This window comes from Mucilaginibacter angelicae (assembly GCF_042434235.1).
GTDB lineage: Bacteria > Bacteroidota > Bacteroidia > Sphingobacteriales > Sphingobacteriaceae > Mucilaginibacter > Mucilaginibacter angelicae.
Window position 1 is genome coordinate 223,343 of sequence record NZ_JBHLTS010000075.1, and the last position, 15,332, is coordinate 238,674.

At 43.7% G+C, this 15,332-nt stretch carries 17 protein-coding genes; 8 read left to right on the forward strand and 9 right to left on the reverse strand.

From position 1 onward, the window contains the following. Positions 1–88: 88 nt before the first annotated feature. From ACFFGT_RS26215 to ACFFGT_RS26235, 5 genes are read left to right on the forward strand one after another with little or no spacing between them, the layout of a single operon-like run. Positions 89–1,039, forward strand: coding sequence for a CdaR family protein (locus tag ACFFGT_RS26215; protein ID WP_377025474.1), 951 nt, complete (start codon positions 89–91; stop codon positions 1,037–1,039). Beyond that, a complete protein-coding gene (coaE, locus tag ACFFGT_RS26220; RefSeq protein ID WP_377025475.1) occupies positions 1,039–1,635 on the forward strand; it encodes a dephospho-CoA kinase in 597 nt (198 codons plus the stop codon). The genes ACFFGT_RS26215 and coaE overlap by 1 nt, the downstream gene beginning before the upstream one ends. Then, positions 1,635–2,573: an MBL fold metallo-hydrolase gene (locus tag ACFFGT_RS26225; RefSeq protein ID WP_377025476.1), complete on the forward strand. Its 939-nt coding sequence runs from the start codon at positions 1,635–1,637 to the stop codon at positions 2,571–2,573. Before coaE ends, ACFFGT_RS26225 begins: the two co-directional genes overlap by 1 nt. Beyond that, positions 2,573–2,749, forward strand: a complete 177-nt coding sequence (locus ACFFGT_RS26230) for a C1orf53 family protein (protein ID WP_377025477.1) — start codon at positions 2,573–2,575, stop codon at positions 2,747–2,749. Before ACFFGT_RS26225 ends, ACFFGT_RS26230 begins: the two co-directional genes overlap by 1 nt. A gap of 57 nt (positions 2,750–2,806) precedes the next feature. Then, positions 2,807–3,256: a MarR family winged helix-turn-helix transcriptional regulator gene (locus ACFFGT_RS26235; RefSeq protein ID WP_377025478.1), complete on the forward strand. Its 450-nt coding sequence runs from the start codon at positions 2,807–2,809 to the stop codon at positions 3,254–3,256. A gap of 199 nt (positions 3,257–3,455) precedes the next feature. Here ACFFGT_RS26235 and ACFFGT_RS26240 read toward each other — a convergent pair whose 3' ends face one another. The 7 genes from ACFFGT_RS26240 to cysC all read right to left on the reverse strand — a co-directional run bounded on the left by ACFFGT_RS26240 (position 3,456) and on the right by cysC (position 9,572). Then, the gene (locus tag ACFFGT_RS26240) at positions 3,456–4,439 is read right to left on the reverse strand and encodes an aldo/keto reductase (protein ID WP_377025479.1); all 984 of its coding nucleotides are present in this window, start codon (positions 4,437–4,439) and stop codon (positions 3,456–3,458) included. A 151-nt stretch (positions 4,440–4,590) separates the two neighbouring features. Beyond that, a complete protein-coding gene (locus tag ACFFGT_RS26245; RefSeq protein WP_377025480.1) occupies positions 4,591–5,676 on the reverse strand; it encodes a family 10 glycosylhydrolase in 1,086 nt (361 codons plus the stop codon). Beyond that, complete coding sequence (locus tag ACFFGT_RS26250; RefSeq protein ID WP_377025481.1) at positions 5,673–6,809, reverse strand: carbohydrate-binding family 9-like protein; 1,137 nt, start codon at positions 6,807–6,809, stop codon at positions 5,673–5,675. The genes ACFFGT_RS26245 and ACFFGT_RS26250 overlap by 4 nt, the downstream gene beginning before the upstream one ends. After that, the gene (locus ACFFGT_RS26255; RefSeq protein WP_090528071.1) at positions 6,806–7,213 is read right to left on the reverse strand and encodes an EVE domain-containing protein; all 408 of its coding nucleotides are present in this window, start codon (positions 7,211–7,213) and stop codon (positions 6,806–6,808) included. Before ACFFGT_RS26255 ends, ACFFGT_RS26250 begins: the two co-directional genes overlap by 4 nt. A 136-nt stretch (positions 7,214–7,349) precedes the next feature. Next, positions 7,350–7,940 (reverse strand): hypothetical protein, encoded by a 591-nt coding sequence (locus ACFFGT_RS26260; protein ID WP_377025482.1) that lies wholly within the window; start codon positions 7,938–7,940, stop codon positions 7,350–7,352. A gap of 210 nt (positions 7,941–8,150) precedes the next feature. After that, the gene (locus tag ACFFGT_RS26265; protein ID WP_377025483.1) at positions 8,151–8,981 is read right to left on the reverse strand and encodes a sulfotransferase; all 831 of its coding nucleotides are present in this window, start codon (positions 8,979–8,981) and stop codon (positions 8,151–8,153) included. Between the two features lie 27 nt (positions 8,982–9,008). Next, complete coding sequence (gene cysC, locus ACFFGT_RS26270) at positions 9,009–9,572, reverse strand: adenylyl-sulfate kinase (protein WP_377025484.1); 564 nt, start codon at positions 9,570–9,572, stop codon at positions 9,009–9,011. Between the two features lie 337 nt (positions 9,573–9,909). Between cysC and ACFFGT_RS26275 the strand changes: the two genes are divergently transcribed. Beyond that, entirely contained in the window at positions 9,910–10,554 is a 645-nt protein-coding gene (locus ACFFGT_RS26275) for a hypothetical protein (RefSeq protein WP_377025485.1), read from the forward strand. A 7-nt stretch (positions 10,555–10,561) separates the two neighbouring features. Here ACFFGT_RS26275 and ACFFGT_RS26280 read toward each other — a convergent pair whose 3' ends face one another. Together ACFFGT_RS26280 and holA are read right to left on the reverse strand one after the other, a co-directional pair. After that, positions 10,562–10,939: a hypothetical protein gene (locus ACFFGT_RS26280; protein WP_377025486.1), complete on the reverse strand. Its 378-nt coding sequence runs from the start codon at positions 10,937–10,939 to the stop codon at positions 10,562–10,564. A 22-nt stretch (positions 10,940–10,961) separates the two neighbouring features. After that, entirely contained in the window at positions 10,962–11,984 is a 1,023-nt protein-coding gene (gene holA / locus ACFFGT_RS26285; protein WP_377025489.1) for a DNA polymerase III subunit delta, read from the reverse strand. Positions 11,985–12,365: 381 nt separating this feature from the next. Between holA and ACFFGT_RS26290 the strand changes: the two genes are divergently transcribed. Both ACFFGT_RS26290 and ACFFGT_RS26295 read left to right on the forward strand, forming a co-directional pair. Further along, on the forward strand, positions 12,366–12,818 hold the full coding sequence (locus ACFFGT_RS26290) for a type I restriction enzyme HsdR N-terminal domain-containing protein (RefSeq protein ID WP_377025487.1): 453 nt from the start codon (positions 12,366–12,368) through the stop codon (positions 12,816–12,818). 477 nt (positions 12,819–13,295) lie between these two features. Then, entirely contained in the window at positions 13,296–15,107 is a 1,812-nt protein-coding gene (locus ACFFGT_RS26295) for a glycoside hydrolase family 2 protein (RefSeq protein WP_377025488.1), read from the forward strand. Positions 15,108–15,332 lie beyond the last annotated feature (225 nt).

Consider the following 15,332-nt stretch of genomic DNA (forward strand, 5'->3'; position numbering starts at 1 on the left):
TATAACAAACAGCAAAAGCTGAAGGCTAAGAAATGAGTAAAACATTTTTCGGCTTTCAGCTTTTAGCATTAAGCCTTCAGCTTAAAAAATGGCAATAGTAAAATTATCGGCAACAGAACGCAGGCGGCTTTCGGTATTTTTTACCTGTTTGTCGCTGGCAGTTATTGCCTGGATTTTTACTACCCTGTCCGATCCCCTTCCATACAAGGTAAAAAAGGTTTTAACTTTTAAAAACGCTCCGCAAAAGCGGGCATTTCATTCGCTGCAGCCTGATACTGTTGATGCTACCATACATGGCACAGGCTGGCAAATGTTGTTCTCCAAAATCAATAGCGATAATAAACCACTGGTTGTTGATCTCCGCTCGCTCGAAACCCGCAATTATGTAGTTATAGACAGCATGCAGCTTAAACAGATCAATATGGGGAAAGACCCGGCCAACCGTGTTTCATCCATTGATCCGGATACACTTTATTTTGATTTCAGTAACCGCCTTATTAAAAAAGTTCCCGTTCAGCTAACTATGGGCATCAATTATCAAAAGCAGTTTGCCGTATCGGGTAATATTACTGTAAGGCCGGCTTATGTAACTGTGAGCGGCCCTATTGAACGCCTTAAGGAAATTACCTCCTGGAAAACAGATTCGCTTAAATTTGATAATGTTAATGAAACCATTAATACGAGGGTAAATTTAAAACCCAGCAATGAGGGTAACCTGAATGTTTATCCCCGGTCGGTACAGGCCATCATCCCCGTTGATGAATTTACCGAGAAAACGCTTGAGATCCCTGTAAAGCTCATCAACAACAGCAACTATTACAACGTAAAAGTATTTCCTCAAAAAATCAAAGTAACTTTTACCACATCTTTAAGCAGGTATGCCGATATTGACGAAGACTTGTTTGAAGCCGTTGCCGATCTTAACCTTTGGCGCGATAAGGGCTATACCGCCCTGCCGGTAAAGCTAATCCACATGCCGCCCTTTTGTAAAGTGGTAAGGATGTTTCCTGCCAATATTGATTTCTTCATAAAAAAATAATGCTTAAAATAGGTTTAACCGGTAATATAGGCAGCGGAAAAACAACTATAGCCAGGGTGTTTGAATTACTTGGCATCCCTGTTTTTTATGCCGATGACGAAGCCAAAAAAGTAATGGTTACCGACCAGGTACTTATTGAAGGAATTAAACAAACCTTTGGCACGCAGGCTTATTTTGATGACGGCAGCCTTAACCGCAAATATATTTCGGGAATAGTTTTTAATAACAAGGCCGAACTTGAAAAGCTCAACGCACTGGTACACCCTGCCGTGTTCAGGGCTTTTGACAGTTTCGACCAGCAGCATAAGGGTGCCCCCTATGTGATCCGCGAGGCGGCTATTTTATTTGAAAGCGGCTCATACAAAATGTGCGACAGGGCCATTATGATTACCGCCCCCCTTGAAACCCGTATTGCCCGCGTTATGGAACGCGATGATATCAGTCGTGCCGATGTTGAAAACCGCGAGGCCCGCCAGCTGTCGGAAGATGAAAAGCTGAAGCTGGCCAATGATGTAATTATTAACGACGGTAAGCAGCTGGTTATACCCCAGGTAATAGCCCTGCATGAACTGTACTTATCGCTTGCCCGCAATTAATGATACTTGACGATTTTGTTTTATTTGACGAAAAAGGGCTTTACTGTAAATACGGCAACTTTTATATCGACCCACAGCTACCTGTAACAACGGCTGTAATATCCCATGCCCACGCCGATCATGCCATAAGCGGTAACAACAACGTTTACTGCACGCGCGCCACAGCAAGCATTATGCAACTGAGGTATGACCGTACCGCCGCCAAAGTTTTTAATATTGCCGCTTTTAACCAGCCTTTTGAGGTAGGCGGCGTTATGGTAACGCTGATCCCGGCGGGGCATATGCTTGGTTCGGCCCAGGTGCTGATGGAGTATGAAGGCTCAAGGTATTTGTATACCGGCGATTATAAGCTGCAGCCCGATGCCACCTGCGAACCTATTGAATGGGTTACTACCGATGTACTGATCACCGAAAGCACTTTTGCTAATCCGGACATTATTCACCCCGATCCTGTTGCTGAGATCCGTAAGATCAATGATATTAAAAGTAATATTTTGCTTGGGGCATATGCGCTTGGCAAAAGTCAGCGGCTGATTAACCTGATCACGGAACATGCGCCGCAAAAAAAGATCCTGGTACATCATAAAATAATGCCCATCAACGCCATTTATGAAAAAATGGGCTTCCACCCCGGCAAGTACCAGATTTATGGACGTAAGCTGATGAAGGTTCAGGATGAGTTTGTGTACATAGTACCACCCTTTACTTTCGATAGCTATATCAGGGCCACAGGTGTAAAGCGCTTATTTGCATCGGGATGGAAAAATCTGCAGGTTAACAACCAGGATACCCTCTTTATATCCGACCATGTGGACTGGAACGATATCCTGCAAACCATCACCAACACCAAACCCAAACAGGTTTGGACACTTCACGGTAAGGGCGATCATCTGAAAGCTTATTTTAAAGATGATATCTTTGTAAAAATTCTGAACTGATGTTACAGGAGGGCATTGATTATTATATCAACGACGATGGCAATTTTGTTTTTACCGAAGCCTATCACTTAAAGCGGGGCTATTGTTGTAAAAACAAGTGTTTGCACTGTCCCTGGGGTTACGGCAAGACTAAATTGGCCGGAAATGACTCTGGTAAGACGGATAGCGATAAATAATTCAATGTTAAATTAAAAATATTTAAACATATTTGTAATCCATTCATTATTACTACTATGCGGATAGAAGACGAAATACAAAGTACCAATTTTGAGGACAACTACCACAAAGCGGTCATCAACGTGGCTTACACGCAAGGTTGGCTGGCTAACTATTTTCGTTGCCATTTTGATAAACATAATATTACCCAGCAGCAGTTCAATATATTAAGGATTTTGCGTGGCCAATACCCCAAACCCGCTACTATAAATTTGTTAAAAGAGCGGATGATCGATAAAATGTCGGATGCCTCACGCATTGTTGACCGCCTTGTTCAAAAAGGCCTGGTTTCGCGCTGCACCAATAATAAAGACAGGCGGGCAGTAGATATTCGGATCAGCGATGAAGGACTTGCAACCCTTTCAAAAATGGATGCTGAGTTTAAAACTAAAGAAGTACTCAGCAATAACCTCACCGAAGACGAAGCCGCAACCCTAAGCGATCTATTGGACAAAATGCGGGGATAAGCTTTTTTAAGGCGAAAGGAAAAAGGTTAAAGGCGAAAGGTTTGTTACTTTACCATTGTTGCTATTTCCGTCTCAACCACGTCATTGCGAGGTACGAAGCAATCGCGAACTGTACAGAGAAACTTGTATAGCCGCTCTGCATCTTGGGGATTGCTTCGTTCCTCGCAATGACGAGGGGTGACTTAGGGAAGTAAAAACACTAAAAACTCCCCCTTATTTTATCAAATATCTCCGCATCATATAATTCCCTTAACTCGCCATGTACAACCGGCGATAATGGTGCTAACGCAGATGCTTCAACATTACTGAAAACCTGGGTTGTTTTGGATGCGCCGGGAATAACCGTAGTAACCTCCGGATGATCAAGGATCCAGCGGATGGCCTGTTGGGACATATTACCGGCTGGCAGGATATTTTTTATTTTGTTAGCCAACCTCACTCCTTCTTTAAACTCGATGCCCGAAAACGTTTCGCCGGTGTTGAATTTTTCGCCGTTGGCGTTGTAGTTACGATGATCGCTTTGGGCAAATGTGCTTTGCTCATCAAACCTGCCGCTTAGTAAACCGCTTGCCAAGGGCACCCGGATAATCAAGGCAACACCCTTTTCTTCGGCTTTGGCAAATACCTCGTCGGCCACATGCTGCCTGAACAGGTTAAATATGATCTGTAACGACGCCAAACCTTCCTGCTCAAGACAGATCAATGCCTCTTCAGAAGTTTCAACACTGGCGCCGAAATGAGTTATCAGCCCCTCTGCCTGCAACTTGCGCAGGTTATCAAACACCTTACCCGAACGCATCTCTCCGGTAGGGATACAATGCAACTGCTCCAGGAAAAGCGTTGGTATGTCCAAATGCTTTAATGAATCCTCAGCATGGCGCTTCATGGCATCATAAGTAAAATTTTGCGGCCAGCCGTTAGGCTCGTCCCCCCGCCTGCCCAGTTTGGTGGCTACATAAACCTGTTTATCAATAGTTTTTAAAAACTTACCAATAACGGTTTCGCTTACGCCCATGCCATATACATCGGCAGTATCAATAAAATTACCGCCTGCATTGGTATAGGCAGTTAATATATTAAAGGCATCTTCCTCGTTCACGTTTCCCCAGTCGGCACTGCCTAACTGCCAGGTACCCAGGCCTACTTCGGCTATTTGGGTACCTTTAAAGTTTCTGTAGTTCATGGTTGTTTATTATAAAAAAGAGTATATATAAAATCGTCATTGCGAGGTACGAAGCAATCCCAAACTATACAGAGTAACCAAAACAGCCGCTCTGCTAATCGGGGATTGCTTCGTACCTCGCAATGACGTGATGGAGAAACAGAAGACAGTTTTACGCCTTAAACGCCGCTGCTTCTTCTTTCAATATCGCCAGTACTTCCGGCCTTACATTACCGAAAAAGGATACACCCATTGCACCGTTTTTAAGCGCCACCTGAATGCCGGTACGGATCTCATCGTCACTTTTAAAATCGGACAAATACAAGCCTGCATACAACGGAAACCTTCCGGCCAGGAAATGGACGCCTTCGGCCACGGCATTACCTATCCAGCTTACACCTTCCTTGTAAAAACCATGATATATCATGGGGCAAATACCGTCCATGTTCCAGTTTGTCCAATCCTGTCTTACGTTACGGCGGGCTACTTCGGGCGTAGGGAATACAGCCGCGGTTATTTGTTTTTTATGCTGATGGGCCACGGCCGAGATGCCATTAACGACACGGGTTATATTATTATACCTGAACAAGCGCCATGAAAGGCTTGCTTCAGGGTATTGGATCTGATCAAGATCGAGATTATATTCTTCCTTGAATTTGGCTTTGCAAACATCGCAGTAGCAAAAGTCATATTCGGGCAGTTCCTTGGTTTGATCAAGCTTGTAATGGTCCCAAAGGTTTACAGGGAGGATCACATCGCAATAACGCACATAATCCAGGTGGATGCCGTCGATATAATCTTTAGCCAAAATATCATCAACAGTTTTGGTCAAATACTCCTGCACTTCAGGGCGCGACGGGCATAGCCAGCGATAGTACTGTACATAAGGCGGATGATCGGCACATGATTCGCCTTTGCGGTTTTTGCTGTACCATTCGGGCTTTTCGCTCACCAGTTCGGCACGGTTAAAAGTCCACATCCAGCGGTGAGCTTCCAGTCCTTTAGCTTTGGCAGCGCGAAAGTGGCGTTCGCTGTCATTCTCGAAAAATATACCTGTTATGCCCGATGCTTTATAGTCCGCGTAACGGGTAGCAAGCTCATCGTCGGTATCTTTCTGGTTAGGATTGATCCATACCCAGTTTTTCATAGCCTTTTTCTTGCTGATTTTGGCAGCTTCAACGGCGGCATTGCTTACTAATGGCAGCTGGGCGGCCACGCCAGCCAGTAAACCGGCCTTTAAAAATTCGCGCTTATTCATGGAGTTTTAGGGATTATCTGTTGCTGCACCAGGCCATCCTGGTCAATTGTATAGGTAGCTTTGGTTTTGCTATCAGTAATGTAGAGCATAAACTGGTGTGTGGTTGCTTCCAGTTTCAGTTCGTTATCATTACCGTTTATATTAACCTTAGTTTCAATACCTAATTTGCTTAACTGGGCAAGGTATTCATGGTGATCTTTATACCATTGCTTTTGCTTATAATAAACCAGCCACAGGTATTTCTTTTGCTCTTCGGCATAAGGCATTTCAAATATTACATCACCGGCCTCATGATCACTGAACAGCAGGTAGCCCCAGCGCTCGGGGTAATGCATATTAATAAGCCCCTGGTTGCTCCATACCCAGTTATGCTCCGGCAAATCACGCCCTGCATTATCCTGCAGCTTTACATATTTGCCATTCTGCACCTTAGTATCATACTCCACACGCGAAAAATTGATGCGCCACATGGTGCCATTCTTTATCACAGCCCGGTTAAAACCGCCGGCTATAGCTTTGAAGGGAATAGCCATTTCAACCGTCCAGCCTTTATCTGTATCCGAAGGGTCATTCAAGGTACCCTGAACCTTTACTGCCGAACGTAAGCCATGCGTATCCCAACCGGTTACCGCAGCGCCGTTGTTACGGTAGGGTTTGGTTAAAAACAGATCGAAAATGGTGTTGAGGGCATTTACCTCAATTTCAAAATATTTATGCGTGCTGTTATTGGGGTCGATAAACAGCTCAAAATCATTGTCGCGGTAAACAATATCATCATGATGGGTAAGTGTGGCCCAAACATGCGGATCTTTGATCCGGGCAGCTACATACAGGCAGCTATCGTCCCAAAGCATTTTAATATTGGTTTGTAACGGAGGCTGCGGTTTAAGGCGGCCCTCTATATCCTGGAAATCCTGAGTCCATTTGGCTTGCTGCCATACGGCATCTTCCACATCGCCATCAATTACAGGCGCTTGCTTTACATGCTTTACAACGTAGCTTTCAGGAACAGTAAACAAATCAGGAAATTCCTTAAAAGCATCCTGGGCTTTCACCAGACCGGGCAATGCAAATAAAGCGGCGGTCAGGCCTGGTTTAACAAAACGGCTAAGGCAGATGCTTATTGATCTCATTTACTGCCTAAGGCTAAGATGTAATCAAACTCTTCGCGCTTTACTCCCATTACCGACAGGCGTCCCTGCCTTACCAGGCCAATATCCTGCAATTTAGGATCGGCCTTGATTTGCTCAAGGGTTACCGGGGTCTTCAGGGCTTCAACCGGTGCCAGGTCAACAACTACCCAATTGGTATCATCGGTTGTGGGGTCCTGGTAAGCCTCTTTCACTACTTTGGCTATGCCTACTATCTCTTTTCCCTCGTTGCTGTGGTAAAATAATACAAGGTCGCCCTCTTTCATTTCCCTCAGGTTATTGCGCGCCTGGTAATTGCGCACACCATCCCAAAAAGTACGACCATCCTTATTAAATTTTTCCCAGCTGTATTTAAAGGGCTCACTCTTAACTAACCAATGTTGCATTTGTACGGTATAATTTATTGTAGCGTAAAAATGTAAAAAAGGGAGCGTAAACTAAAATGCATTGCTGGTTATAGAGGGCATTGTTACACTGAAATTATGGCTTGGAGTGGTAATGTAGGGGTAATAAGAAATTTAATTATTTATCATTACTCGTTAACAATTGCGCCAATCTCTTGGCATTCCTTGCGTTTATAGCATTGGTTAAAGCAACAGAGGTATATATAGCTATCCCCTCTTCATCATCGGGGTGGTAACTCAGCATGAGTTTTACCGTACGCGATTCCCACAAATAAACATCCTGGTAATCATTTGGCTTTGCAGTGAACGTGCCGTACCAGTGCAAAAACTTACTGAGCATCTTATATCCCTGGTCGCGGTTAAAGAAAACATAAATGTTCACTAATTTATTTTGGTAAGTACGCAAACATATATGGCTTGCGGTTAGCCCGCCTTCCAGCTCCAGCTGCTTATCGGGATGATATTCATAGGTGACACAGCTATCGGCGTCGGGCTTGCTGCCCTCACCTTCAAGGTACGTTAAACCCTGTACCTGCTCACCGGTAAGGTAGTTGCCCAGGCTAAATCCGCCAATGCCATTGCGGGCCTTTAAATACACCAGCGATCCCACTTTGCCCGCTTGTGAAAAGCCCGGCGAATGCAGGCACATGATAATCAAAAGCCCTGTAACTACTCTGTAGGGCAAGTAGCAAAAAAACTTAGCTTTCATATCCTCCTCCCTGGTTTTACCTTGATTAAATAAGCACCTTACCTGGTACTTAAAAATGTTGCGTAAAACTAATTTGAAGAAATAATCAGCTCATTATCAAACAATAATAACGATTGTATAGCAAATTGAACTGTTTTTACACATTGTTACACATGTATCTGTTTACTTTTTCCATCAAAGTGTATAATAAAATGCAAAGATTTTTAGCAGTTAATCAGCAAGCATGTATTCTTTAAGCTTGCCTTGTAAGGCTAAGGCCTGCGGTATGAGGCCCTTATCTTTGATATATTGCTCAAACGCTACATCGGGGCCAATAAGATGTTCTTTAAAAATATCCCTGAACCTTGAATACTTTAACGCTAAGTTCCATTTGTTTTTCAGGTATTCAAAAACCTGTTCATCCTCATCCTTCAGCATCGAATAATTGACCACTACAAAAGCATCACGGGGGAGTGTTTCAATACATTTCAGGATATCCAGGTTATAAGCGATCCAAACCTTCAGATACTCGGTAGCATGATCATTATAAAACTGCACCATACGGCGGGCCCGTCTGAATTTCATCCATACCAGTCTCGAAAAATATTTACGCGCCATATATTTGTTATCCACAAACTTAAATTCGCGCCGTAAAAGCGAGCTCACTACCGATCGGTAATCGCGCAGGATAACAAGGTAACAGGCATCGGGCAGCAGTTCTTTGTACACATCCAGAAACAGGCAGGTCCGCGGGTCTTTCCATCCCCATTGATCGTACAATTGCTGTTTAACTTTAATGACGCTTTTAAGCTTCTCCTTTTCATAAATGGTGAACTGGGCCACGTGCCCAACCGTAAGCCCTGTTTTGGGCAGGTCATGGTCGGCAAGGATCTCTTCATGCATTTTTAAAAATTCGATATCTTCAAAATGCCCTTCAACGTTACCATTGCCACCAGGCACCAGTTTCTCACCTGTTTGCAGGCCGCATTTACTTAACCATTGGGTAATAAGCGAGGTGCCGGAACGGTGCATTCCGGTAATGATCAGTACTCTTTTTTGCATAAATCAGTTATAAGCGTCCTTTCTTTATCAGGAATAACTTGGTATTTTATTGGTCTGCTTTTTAACAGGATGCAGGTTGTTTATAATATAATAGAGCAGTGAAGAGGTACTTTGTTGTATGGTATAGTTGCAGGTATCAATATACAGGTCGGGATTAACAGGGATATCAAACCTATCGTTAATACCTGTCAGGTTAGTCAGTTTATCAGGATGGCCCTCGGGCAGCAATGCCCTTTTGTACAGGCCTTTGGTATCGCGGCTTATAAGCTTGTTAACCGGGCAATCAACATGCACAATGCTTACATGCTCATATTTTTCGGCAAGCTCCTGCCTGATATCATCATACGGATTTATAGCGCTAACAATAGTAACAATGCCCTGTGCACTAAAGCGGCTGGCTACAAAACCCAAGCGACGGATGTTTTCGTTCCGGTCTTCTTTGCTAAAGCCCAGATCCCGGCAAAGCGCTGCCCGGTATTCATCACCATCAATAATCTCAATTTTAATCCCCAGGCTTGTTAATTCGGCGGCTACACTTTTTGCTAAAGTAGTTTTTCCCGCACCCGATAATCCGCAAAATAAAAGTATCATGACCTTAATTTTTATTTAGTATGTCTTATTGATCAGCTTAACATATTGCTTAGGATAAGTGAACTTAGGAAATTAATCGGCTGATTAATTTTGTTACATTGTAAATAATCAATTACATGGAAGGCCAGGAGACGGAAAGTCAGGCTAAAAACCTGCATTTATTGGTCAAAAATGAAGTTTTCATGAATAAAGCAACAGGTACGGTCAAACACTAACCAACGCTACACTTAACAAAAATGTTACGGAATTTAATTTATTGGAAATGATTTGGGAGGCTATTTGAGTATCCTGTTTTATAATATCTTTACTGCCGGACTAAACAACCTATCACAATAAAATGAACGAGTTTTCGATTAACGGAGGTGCTTATATTGGTAACGCCAAAACCTCTAAACCTTTGGCGACTTTAAAAGTTGATGCATCGGTACTTAAGATAAATCTTGGCATATTTGGCCAATTATTTTTTAACGCCGATGATATCGTTCAGATTGAATATGCATCTTCAATCGGCGGCGAAGGTATCAGGATTATCCATAATGTTCCGTCATACCCTAAAAAAGTTGTGTTTACAGCAAGTATGCCTTACCATAGCATCATTGAAAACATAAAAGCAACGGGATTCTTTAATAAAACTCCGAATGATCAGGTTCAATACTACCAGGTTAAGAAAATGCAGGGACAGGGTAAAATACCATTTAAAACTGCTGCAATAATAGCGTTCTTAGCAGGCTGGAATATTCCTTTATTGACCGGCTTTATAAAAGGAGGGGTTTATCGCGCCGCAAATTATTCGCTCATATCATTCATCTTTGTTTTTCTGATGATTGTACTGATACTTTTTTCACAGCCCTTCAGGGCATTAGTATTGAAAGAGGACAGGGAAATAAATGACCTGAAAAAATCTTTATATTTTTTATGGGCTATTGTCACCATTGGCGGCATCATGTTTACTATCGTAAGCCGGGTACCTCTTAATAAATAATCACTAACTATTCAACATCCTCAGCAACCGGCTCCTCTTTATCAGGCTTAAAAAGCAAAATAAGCGCGCCTATTTGTAACAGGTCGATTATTATGGCGATGCAACCTGCATAAATGTTTGTTCTGAAGGTAAAAGGAAGCCTTATAAGGTCGGGCGTTATGGTTAAGATCAATAAAACCAGTAATACCCATTTGGTCCATTTATAACCCTGCCTGATAAGAAGGGCCAGGGCAAGTAAAATACCCAGGGCAATACAGGTAGCTAAAGCAAGATCAAAAGTAGCCGACCTTCCCCCGTTCAGGTAATAATAAACCAGGTACAAAACTGCCGAAACGCGGATAAGGTTGGATGCCACACTGGCTTTTGATTGTGATGATAGGTTCATAACGGCTAAAGGAAAATTTGTATCAATGTAAAATCTTAAACATCAGCTCCTTCATGAGCTCGCCATGGGGGGCGTTTGATTCAACACCCTTGCTTTTCAAATCGTACTCGCGCAGATAGCTGATCACCTGAAAAATTTTACCAAGCGGGTAGTTACGGGCGGCCTGCTCATAATCTTTTAAAAAATACGGGTTCACACCCATTTCGCGCGCAAGGTTTTGCGGGGTTTTATCCTTTACGTAATGATATACCAGCACCTTGCTGAAAAAGTTATTCAGGTTGCCCAACACCAGCACAATGGGGTTTGATTTGGGGTTGGCCTCAAAGTAATTGATGATCTGGTTTACCTTGTAGGCGTCTTTTTTGGTAAGCGCGGTTTGCAGCTCAAACACATTATATTCCTTGCTGATACCGATATTATCCTGGATATGTTTCAGGGTTATTTCCTGTCCGGCGCTAACGTTTAACATCAGCTTTTCAAGCTCGTTGGCAATCTTGGAAAGGTCGTTGCCCAGATATTCGGCAATCATGGCCGATCCCTGCTGGTTCATTTTATAGCCCTTTTCGCTTACATAGCCTTCAACCCAGGCCGGTACCTTATTGTCATACAAAGTGGCCGATTCAAAGATAAGCCCTTTTTTTTCAATGGCTTTGTAGGTTTTCTTGCGCTTATCAAACTTGCCGTATTTGTAGCAAAAAACAAGGATGGTGCTTGGCAGCGGATTTTCGAGATAACTGAGTACCGGGTCGATGCTTTTTTTATTGTCCTCGTCCTTGCCCCATTTCATGTCCTGCGCTTCTTTTACCAGTACCACCTGGTAATCGGCCATCATGGGGTAACGCTTGGCGGCGTTGAGCACGGTCATGATATCGGTATCCTTGCCGTATACCACAGTTTGGTTAAAGCCGCGTTCATGTTCAGGCAGCACATGATGCTCAACGTAATTGCTTACCAGGTCGATAAAATAAGGCTCCTCGCCATGCAGCAGGTACAGCGGTTTAAACTTACGGTTCTTAAGGTCCTTTAATATCTCGGCAGCAGTCATATTCTTAGCAGTCAAAAGTACTAAGTACTGAGCCAAAAGTGGAATGTATTTTTATTTAGAGGGGATTAGGTAACGGAAATCATCTTATTTTTTGTCAGCAGAAAAGTTTCGGGTGAAAACAGGCAGAACAATGATGGCCTTGTGTGATGGCAAAGGCATCAGCGAATTTTGCGGCAGAGGAGGCATAAGGGTGGGCAAAATTTAGCAGCCGTGGTTCTGCCTGTTTTGCAGCAGGGGACTGTGCGGCAAAGAAACCTCTCTGCTGACTTGATTTTTTGGTTACTTTTGTATCAAGACAAAAGTAACAGCCCTCCCGCGGCAATTGAGCGGGCCAATGTTCTTTGTTCGTAACATTACTTATTGTTTACTCCTAATTGAAAAATGCTCCAACCGCTTAACCTGCCCCCATACCCTTTTAAAATAAGCGACGATAACGGCACACTGACCCTTTTTGATGAGATCCGTAAGAAAACCATCATTATTACGCCCGAAGAGTGGGTGCGTCAGCATTTTGTACAATATCTTATCAAACAAAAAAACTATCCCAGGTCGTTGATCAAACTGGAAGGCGGGCTCAAACTTAACACCCTGCAAAAACGCACCGATATCGTGGTGTTTAACCCGGCCGGACAGCGTATTTTAATGGTGGAATGCAAAGCCCCATCAATAACTATCGATCAAAAAACCTTCGACCAGATAGCCCGGTACAATATGGTGCATAAAGTTTCCCTGCTTGCGGTAAGCAACGGACTGCAGCATTACTACTGTACTATCGATCACGAGAAATGCACATATCAGTTTATTGAGGAGTTGCCGGTATATGTTAAGGGGTAGTGGCAAAACATATAGAATCGTCATTGCGAGTAACCATCAGGGAACCTGAAAAAAATGTGATGACGTATAAAATATATTTTAGCGATGGTGCGCGGGGCAGCGTTAGGGATTGCAGTGTAAAGCCCACAGCGTGTGTAGGGATTGCGGGCAGGAAAGGCGAGGACTTGCAACGGAAAGCCCGGGCCGCAGGCAACGCCCATATTATAAAAATTGATTAAAAAAACACGCTTAATACTTAATAATCAACAACTTACAATCACGTCATTATAAGGCACGAAGCAATCCCTAACTATACAGGGAAACTTGCATAGCTGCCCTGCCTGTAGGGGATTGCTTCGTACCTCGCAATGACGCTTTTTGGAATAGCCCTTTAATTAAAGGGCTGCATTAATCTATCCCCAATAAAATGTTATGATAACAGTTATCAATTCCCTAATTTGGGCAGCATAACCTCATCAATTATAACATCTCACACTTATGAACTTTTACAACAAAGCGATAGCCCTGATTTCAGCATTGATTGTATGCAGCTTCATTGCACCTGCCCAGGAAGCTAAGCTCCCCACACAGTGGACGAATACCGCCATGCAGGCCGGGATTCCATTATCCGAATACCCACGGCCGCAGCTGCAGCGTAACGACTGGCTTTGCCTTAACAGCCATTGGGATTACCGCGGTGGTAAAGATGCCCCCAATGCTTTGAACCCCGAAACGCCTGCATCGTTTGAGAGCAAGCCGGATAAAATACTGGTGCCTTATTGTCCTGAGTCAGTGCTGTCCGGTGTACAGCGCAAGCAGGAGATCAATATGTGGTACCGCCGAAGTTTTGAAGTCCCGGCAAAATGGCAAAACAAACAGGTTATTATTCATTTCGGTGCGGTTGATCATGATGCCACCATTTTTGTGAACGGAAAAAAGGCAGGATCTCATTCGGGTGGGTACGACTCATTCAGTTTTAACATTTCACCCTATCTTAAAAAAGGCAGCAATACCATTATCGTTGCCGCCCAGGATTTAAATGATGGCAAAACGCCATCGGGTAAAAACGGACCACGCGGCGATTATACTTTTTCATCGGGCATATGGCAAACCGTTTGGCTGGAGCCTGTGAGCAAATCATACATCAAAAACATTCGTCTGCTGCCCGATCCGGAAGGCAAGCGCTTAAAGGTGTTTGTTAATGCTGTAGGTGCCGGTAAGATCAAGGCGGTTGCATTAAACAATGGCCAGGATGTTTCGCAGGTTAGCGCGGTTGGCGGATCATATTTTTATCTGCCAATAGATAACCCTGTTCTATGGTCGCCCGAGGCTCCTTTTTTATATGATCTGAAGCTTACCCTTTATAATGCCGATGGCAGCGAGGCCGATGAGGTTAAAAGTTATTTCGGTATGCGGGATATTAAGCTGGGTAAACTTAACGGTGTAATAAGGCCGCTTATCAATGGCAAATTTATCATGCAGCTTGGCCTGCTTGACCAGGGTTACTGGCCCGATGGAATTTTAACCGCGCCAACAGAAGAGGCCCTTAAATTCGATATAGAATACACTAAAAAGGCGGGCTATAACCTGATCCGTAAACATATGAAAACCGAACCTCAGCGCTTTTACTACTGGGCCGATAAAATGGGGCTGCTGGTTTGGCAGGATATGCCTGCCATATGGTACCAAAATGAAGATACCACACAAAACAGGAAGGTTTACCGGCAGGAGTTAAAAGCCATCATTGACGATCATTATAATTCGCCCTCCATTATTACCTGGGTACCTTTTAATGAAAATTGGGGTGCCTTTGATGTAAAAAACATCACCAACTGGGTTAAGCAATATGATCCGTCGCGACTGGTTAACGGAAACTCAGGCTTTAACAATAATCCCGATTATCAGAAACCTTACGGCGATCCGGGCAATGGCGATTATGTAGATACGCACATTTATGTTGGCCCATACGGTGCTTCTGTTCCTGACGGTCACCGGGCCGCTTCATTGGGCGAGTTTGGCGGCGTTGGCCTGTTTGTGCGCGGCCATATGTGGCCGGTTCATAATAATGCCTACGATTACGAACCAACTAAAGCCCGGCTTACCGATCGTTATGTTTTTTTGCTGGATGAAGTAGAGCAGCTAATGAAATATAAAGGCTTAAGCGTTGCCATATACACCCAAACTACCGACGTTGAACACGAAGTAAACGGCGTTTTAACCTACGACAGGGCCGTCGAAAAAATGGACATCGAAAGGGTTAGGGAGGTGAACCAGGCTGTAATTAAAGAAGGGGATAAATTGAACAAGTAGTAAATCAACGCCATGTCATTGCGAGGAGCGAAACGCAGGGCTGAGCTCAGGCGCGACGTGGCAATCGCATGCTATACAGGGCGGCTGTGCTTCCGTGCGATTGCTTCGTACCTCGCAATTGTAAGGGTTTAGTAATTCGGAGACAAAATAGCAGGTTATTATTTGTTGTTTAAGGAGATCATATCGATAGGTCTTTTGCCATTAATACCTTGATGAGGTCTTTCC

What these genes read in the sequence shown, in the direction of transcription:
- ACFFGT_RS26215 (WP_377025474.1), top strand. Translation starts at nt 89, where the DNA reads ATGGCAATAGTAAAATTATCGGCAACAGAACGCAGGCGGCTTTCGGTA.
- coaE (WP_377025475.1), top strand. Translation starts at nt 1,039, where the DNA reads ATGCTTAAAATAGGTTTAACCGGTAATATAGGCAGCGGAAAAACAACT.
- ACFFGT_RS26225 (WP_377025476.1), top strand. Translation starts at nt 1,635, where the DNA reads ATGATACTTGACGATTTTGTTTTATTTGACGAAAAAGGGCTTTACTGT.
- ACFFGT_RS26230 (WP_377025477.1), top strand. Translation starts at nt 2,573, where the DNA reads ATGTTACAGGAGGGCATTGATTATTATATCAACGACGATGGCAATTTT.
- ACFFGT_RS26235 (WP_377025478.1), top strand. Translation starts at nt 2,807, where the DNA reads ATGCGGATAGAAGACGAAATACAAAGTACCAATTTTGAGGACAACTAC.
- ACFFGT_RS26240 (WP_377025479.1), bottom strand. Translation starts at nt 4,439, where the DNA reads ATGAACTACAGAAACTTTAAAGGTACCCAAATAGCCGAAGTAGGCCTG.
- ACFFGT_RS26245 (WP_377025480.1), bottom strand. Translation starts at nt 5,676, where the DNA reads ATGAATAAGCGCGAATTTTTAAAGGCCGGTTTACTGGCTGGCGTGGCC.
- ACFFGT_RS26250 (WP_377025481.1), bottom strand. Translation starts at nt 6,809, where the DNA reads ATGAGATCAATAAGCATCTGCCTTAGCCGTTTTGTTAAACCAGGCCTG.
- ACFFGT_RS26255 (WP_090528071.1), bottom strand. Translation starts at nt 7,213, where the DNA reads ATGCAACATTGGTTAGTTAAGAGTGAGCCCTTTAAATACAGCTGGGAA.
- ACFFGT_RS26260 (WP_377025482.1), bottom strand. Translation starts at nt 7,940, where the DNA reads ATGAAAGCTAAGTTTTTTTGCTACTTGCCCTACAGAGTAGTTACAGGG.
- ACFFGT_RS26265 (WP_377025483.1), bottom strand. Translation starts at nt 8,981, where the DNA reads ATGCAAAAAAGAGTACTGATCATTACCGGAATGCACCGTTCCGGCACC.
- cysC (WP_377025484.1), bottom strand. Translation starts at nt 9,572, where the DNA reads ATGATACTTTTATTTTGCGGATTATCGGGTGCGGGAAAAACTACTTTA.
- ACFFGT_RS26275 (WP_377025485.1), top strand. Translation starts at nt 9,910, where the DNA reads ATGAACGAGTTTTCGATTAACGGAGGTGCTTATATTGGTAACGCCAAA.
- ACFFGT_RS26280 (WP_377025486.1), bottom strand. Translation starts at nt 10,939, where the DNA reads ATGAACCTATCATCACAATCAAAAGCCAGTGTGGCATCCAACCTTATC.
- holA (WP_377025489.1), bottom strand. Translation starts at nt 11,984, where the DNA reads ATGACTGCTGCCGAGATATTAAAGGACCTTAAGAACCGTAAGTTTAAA.
- ACFFGT_RS26290 (WP_377025487.1), top strand. Translation starts at nt 12,366, where the DNA reads ATGCTCCAACCGCTTAACCTGCCCCCATACCCTTTTAAAATAAGCGAC.
- ACFFGT_RS26295 (WP_377025488.1), top strand. Translation starts at nt 13,296, where the DNA reads ATGAACTTTTACAACAAAGCGATAGCCCTGATTTCAGCATTGATTGTA.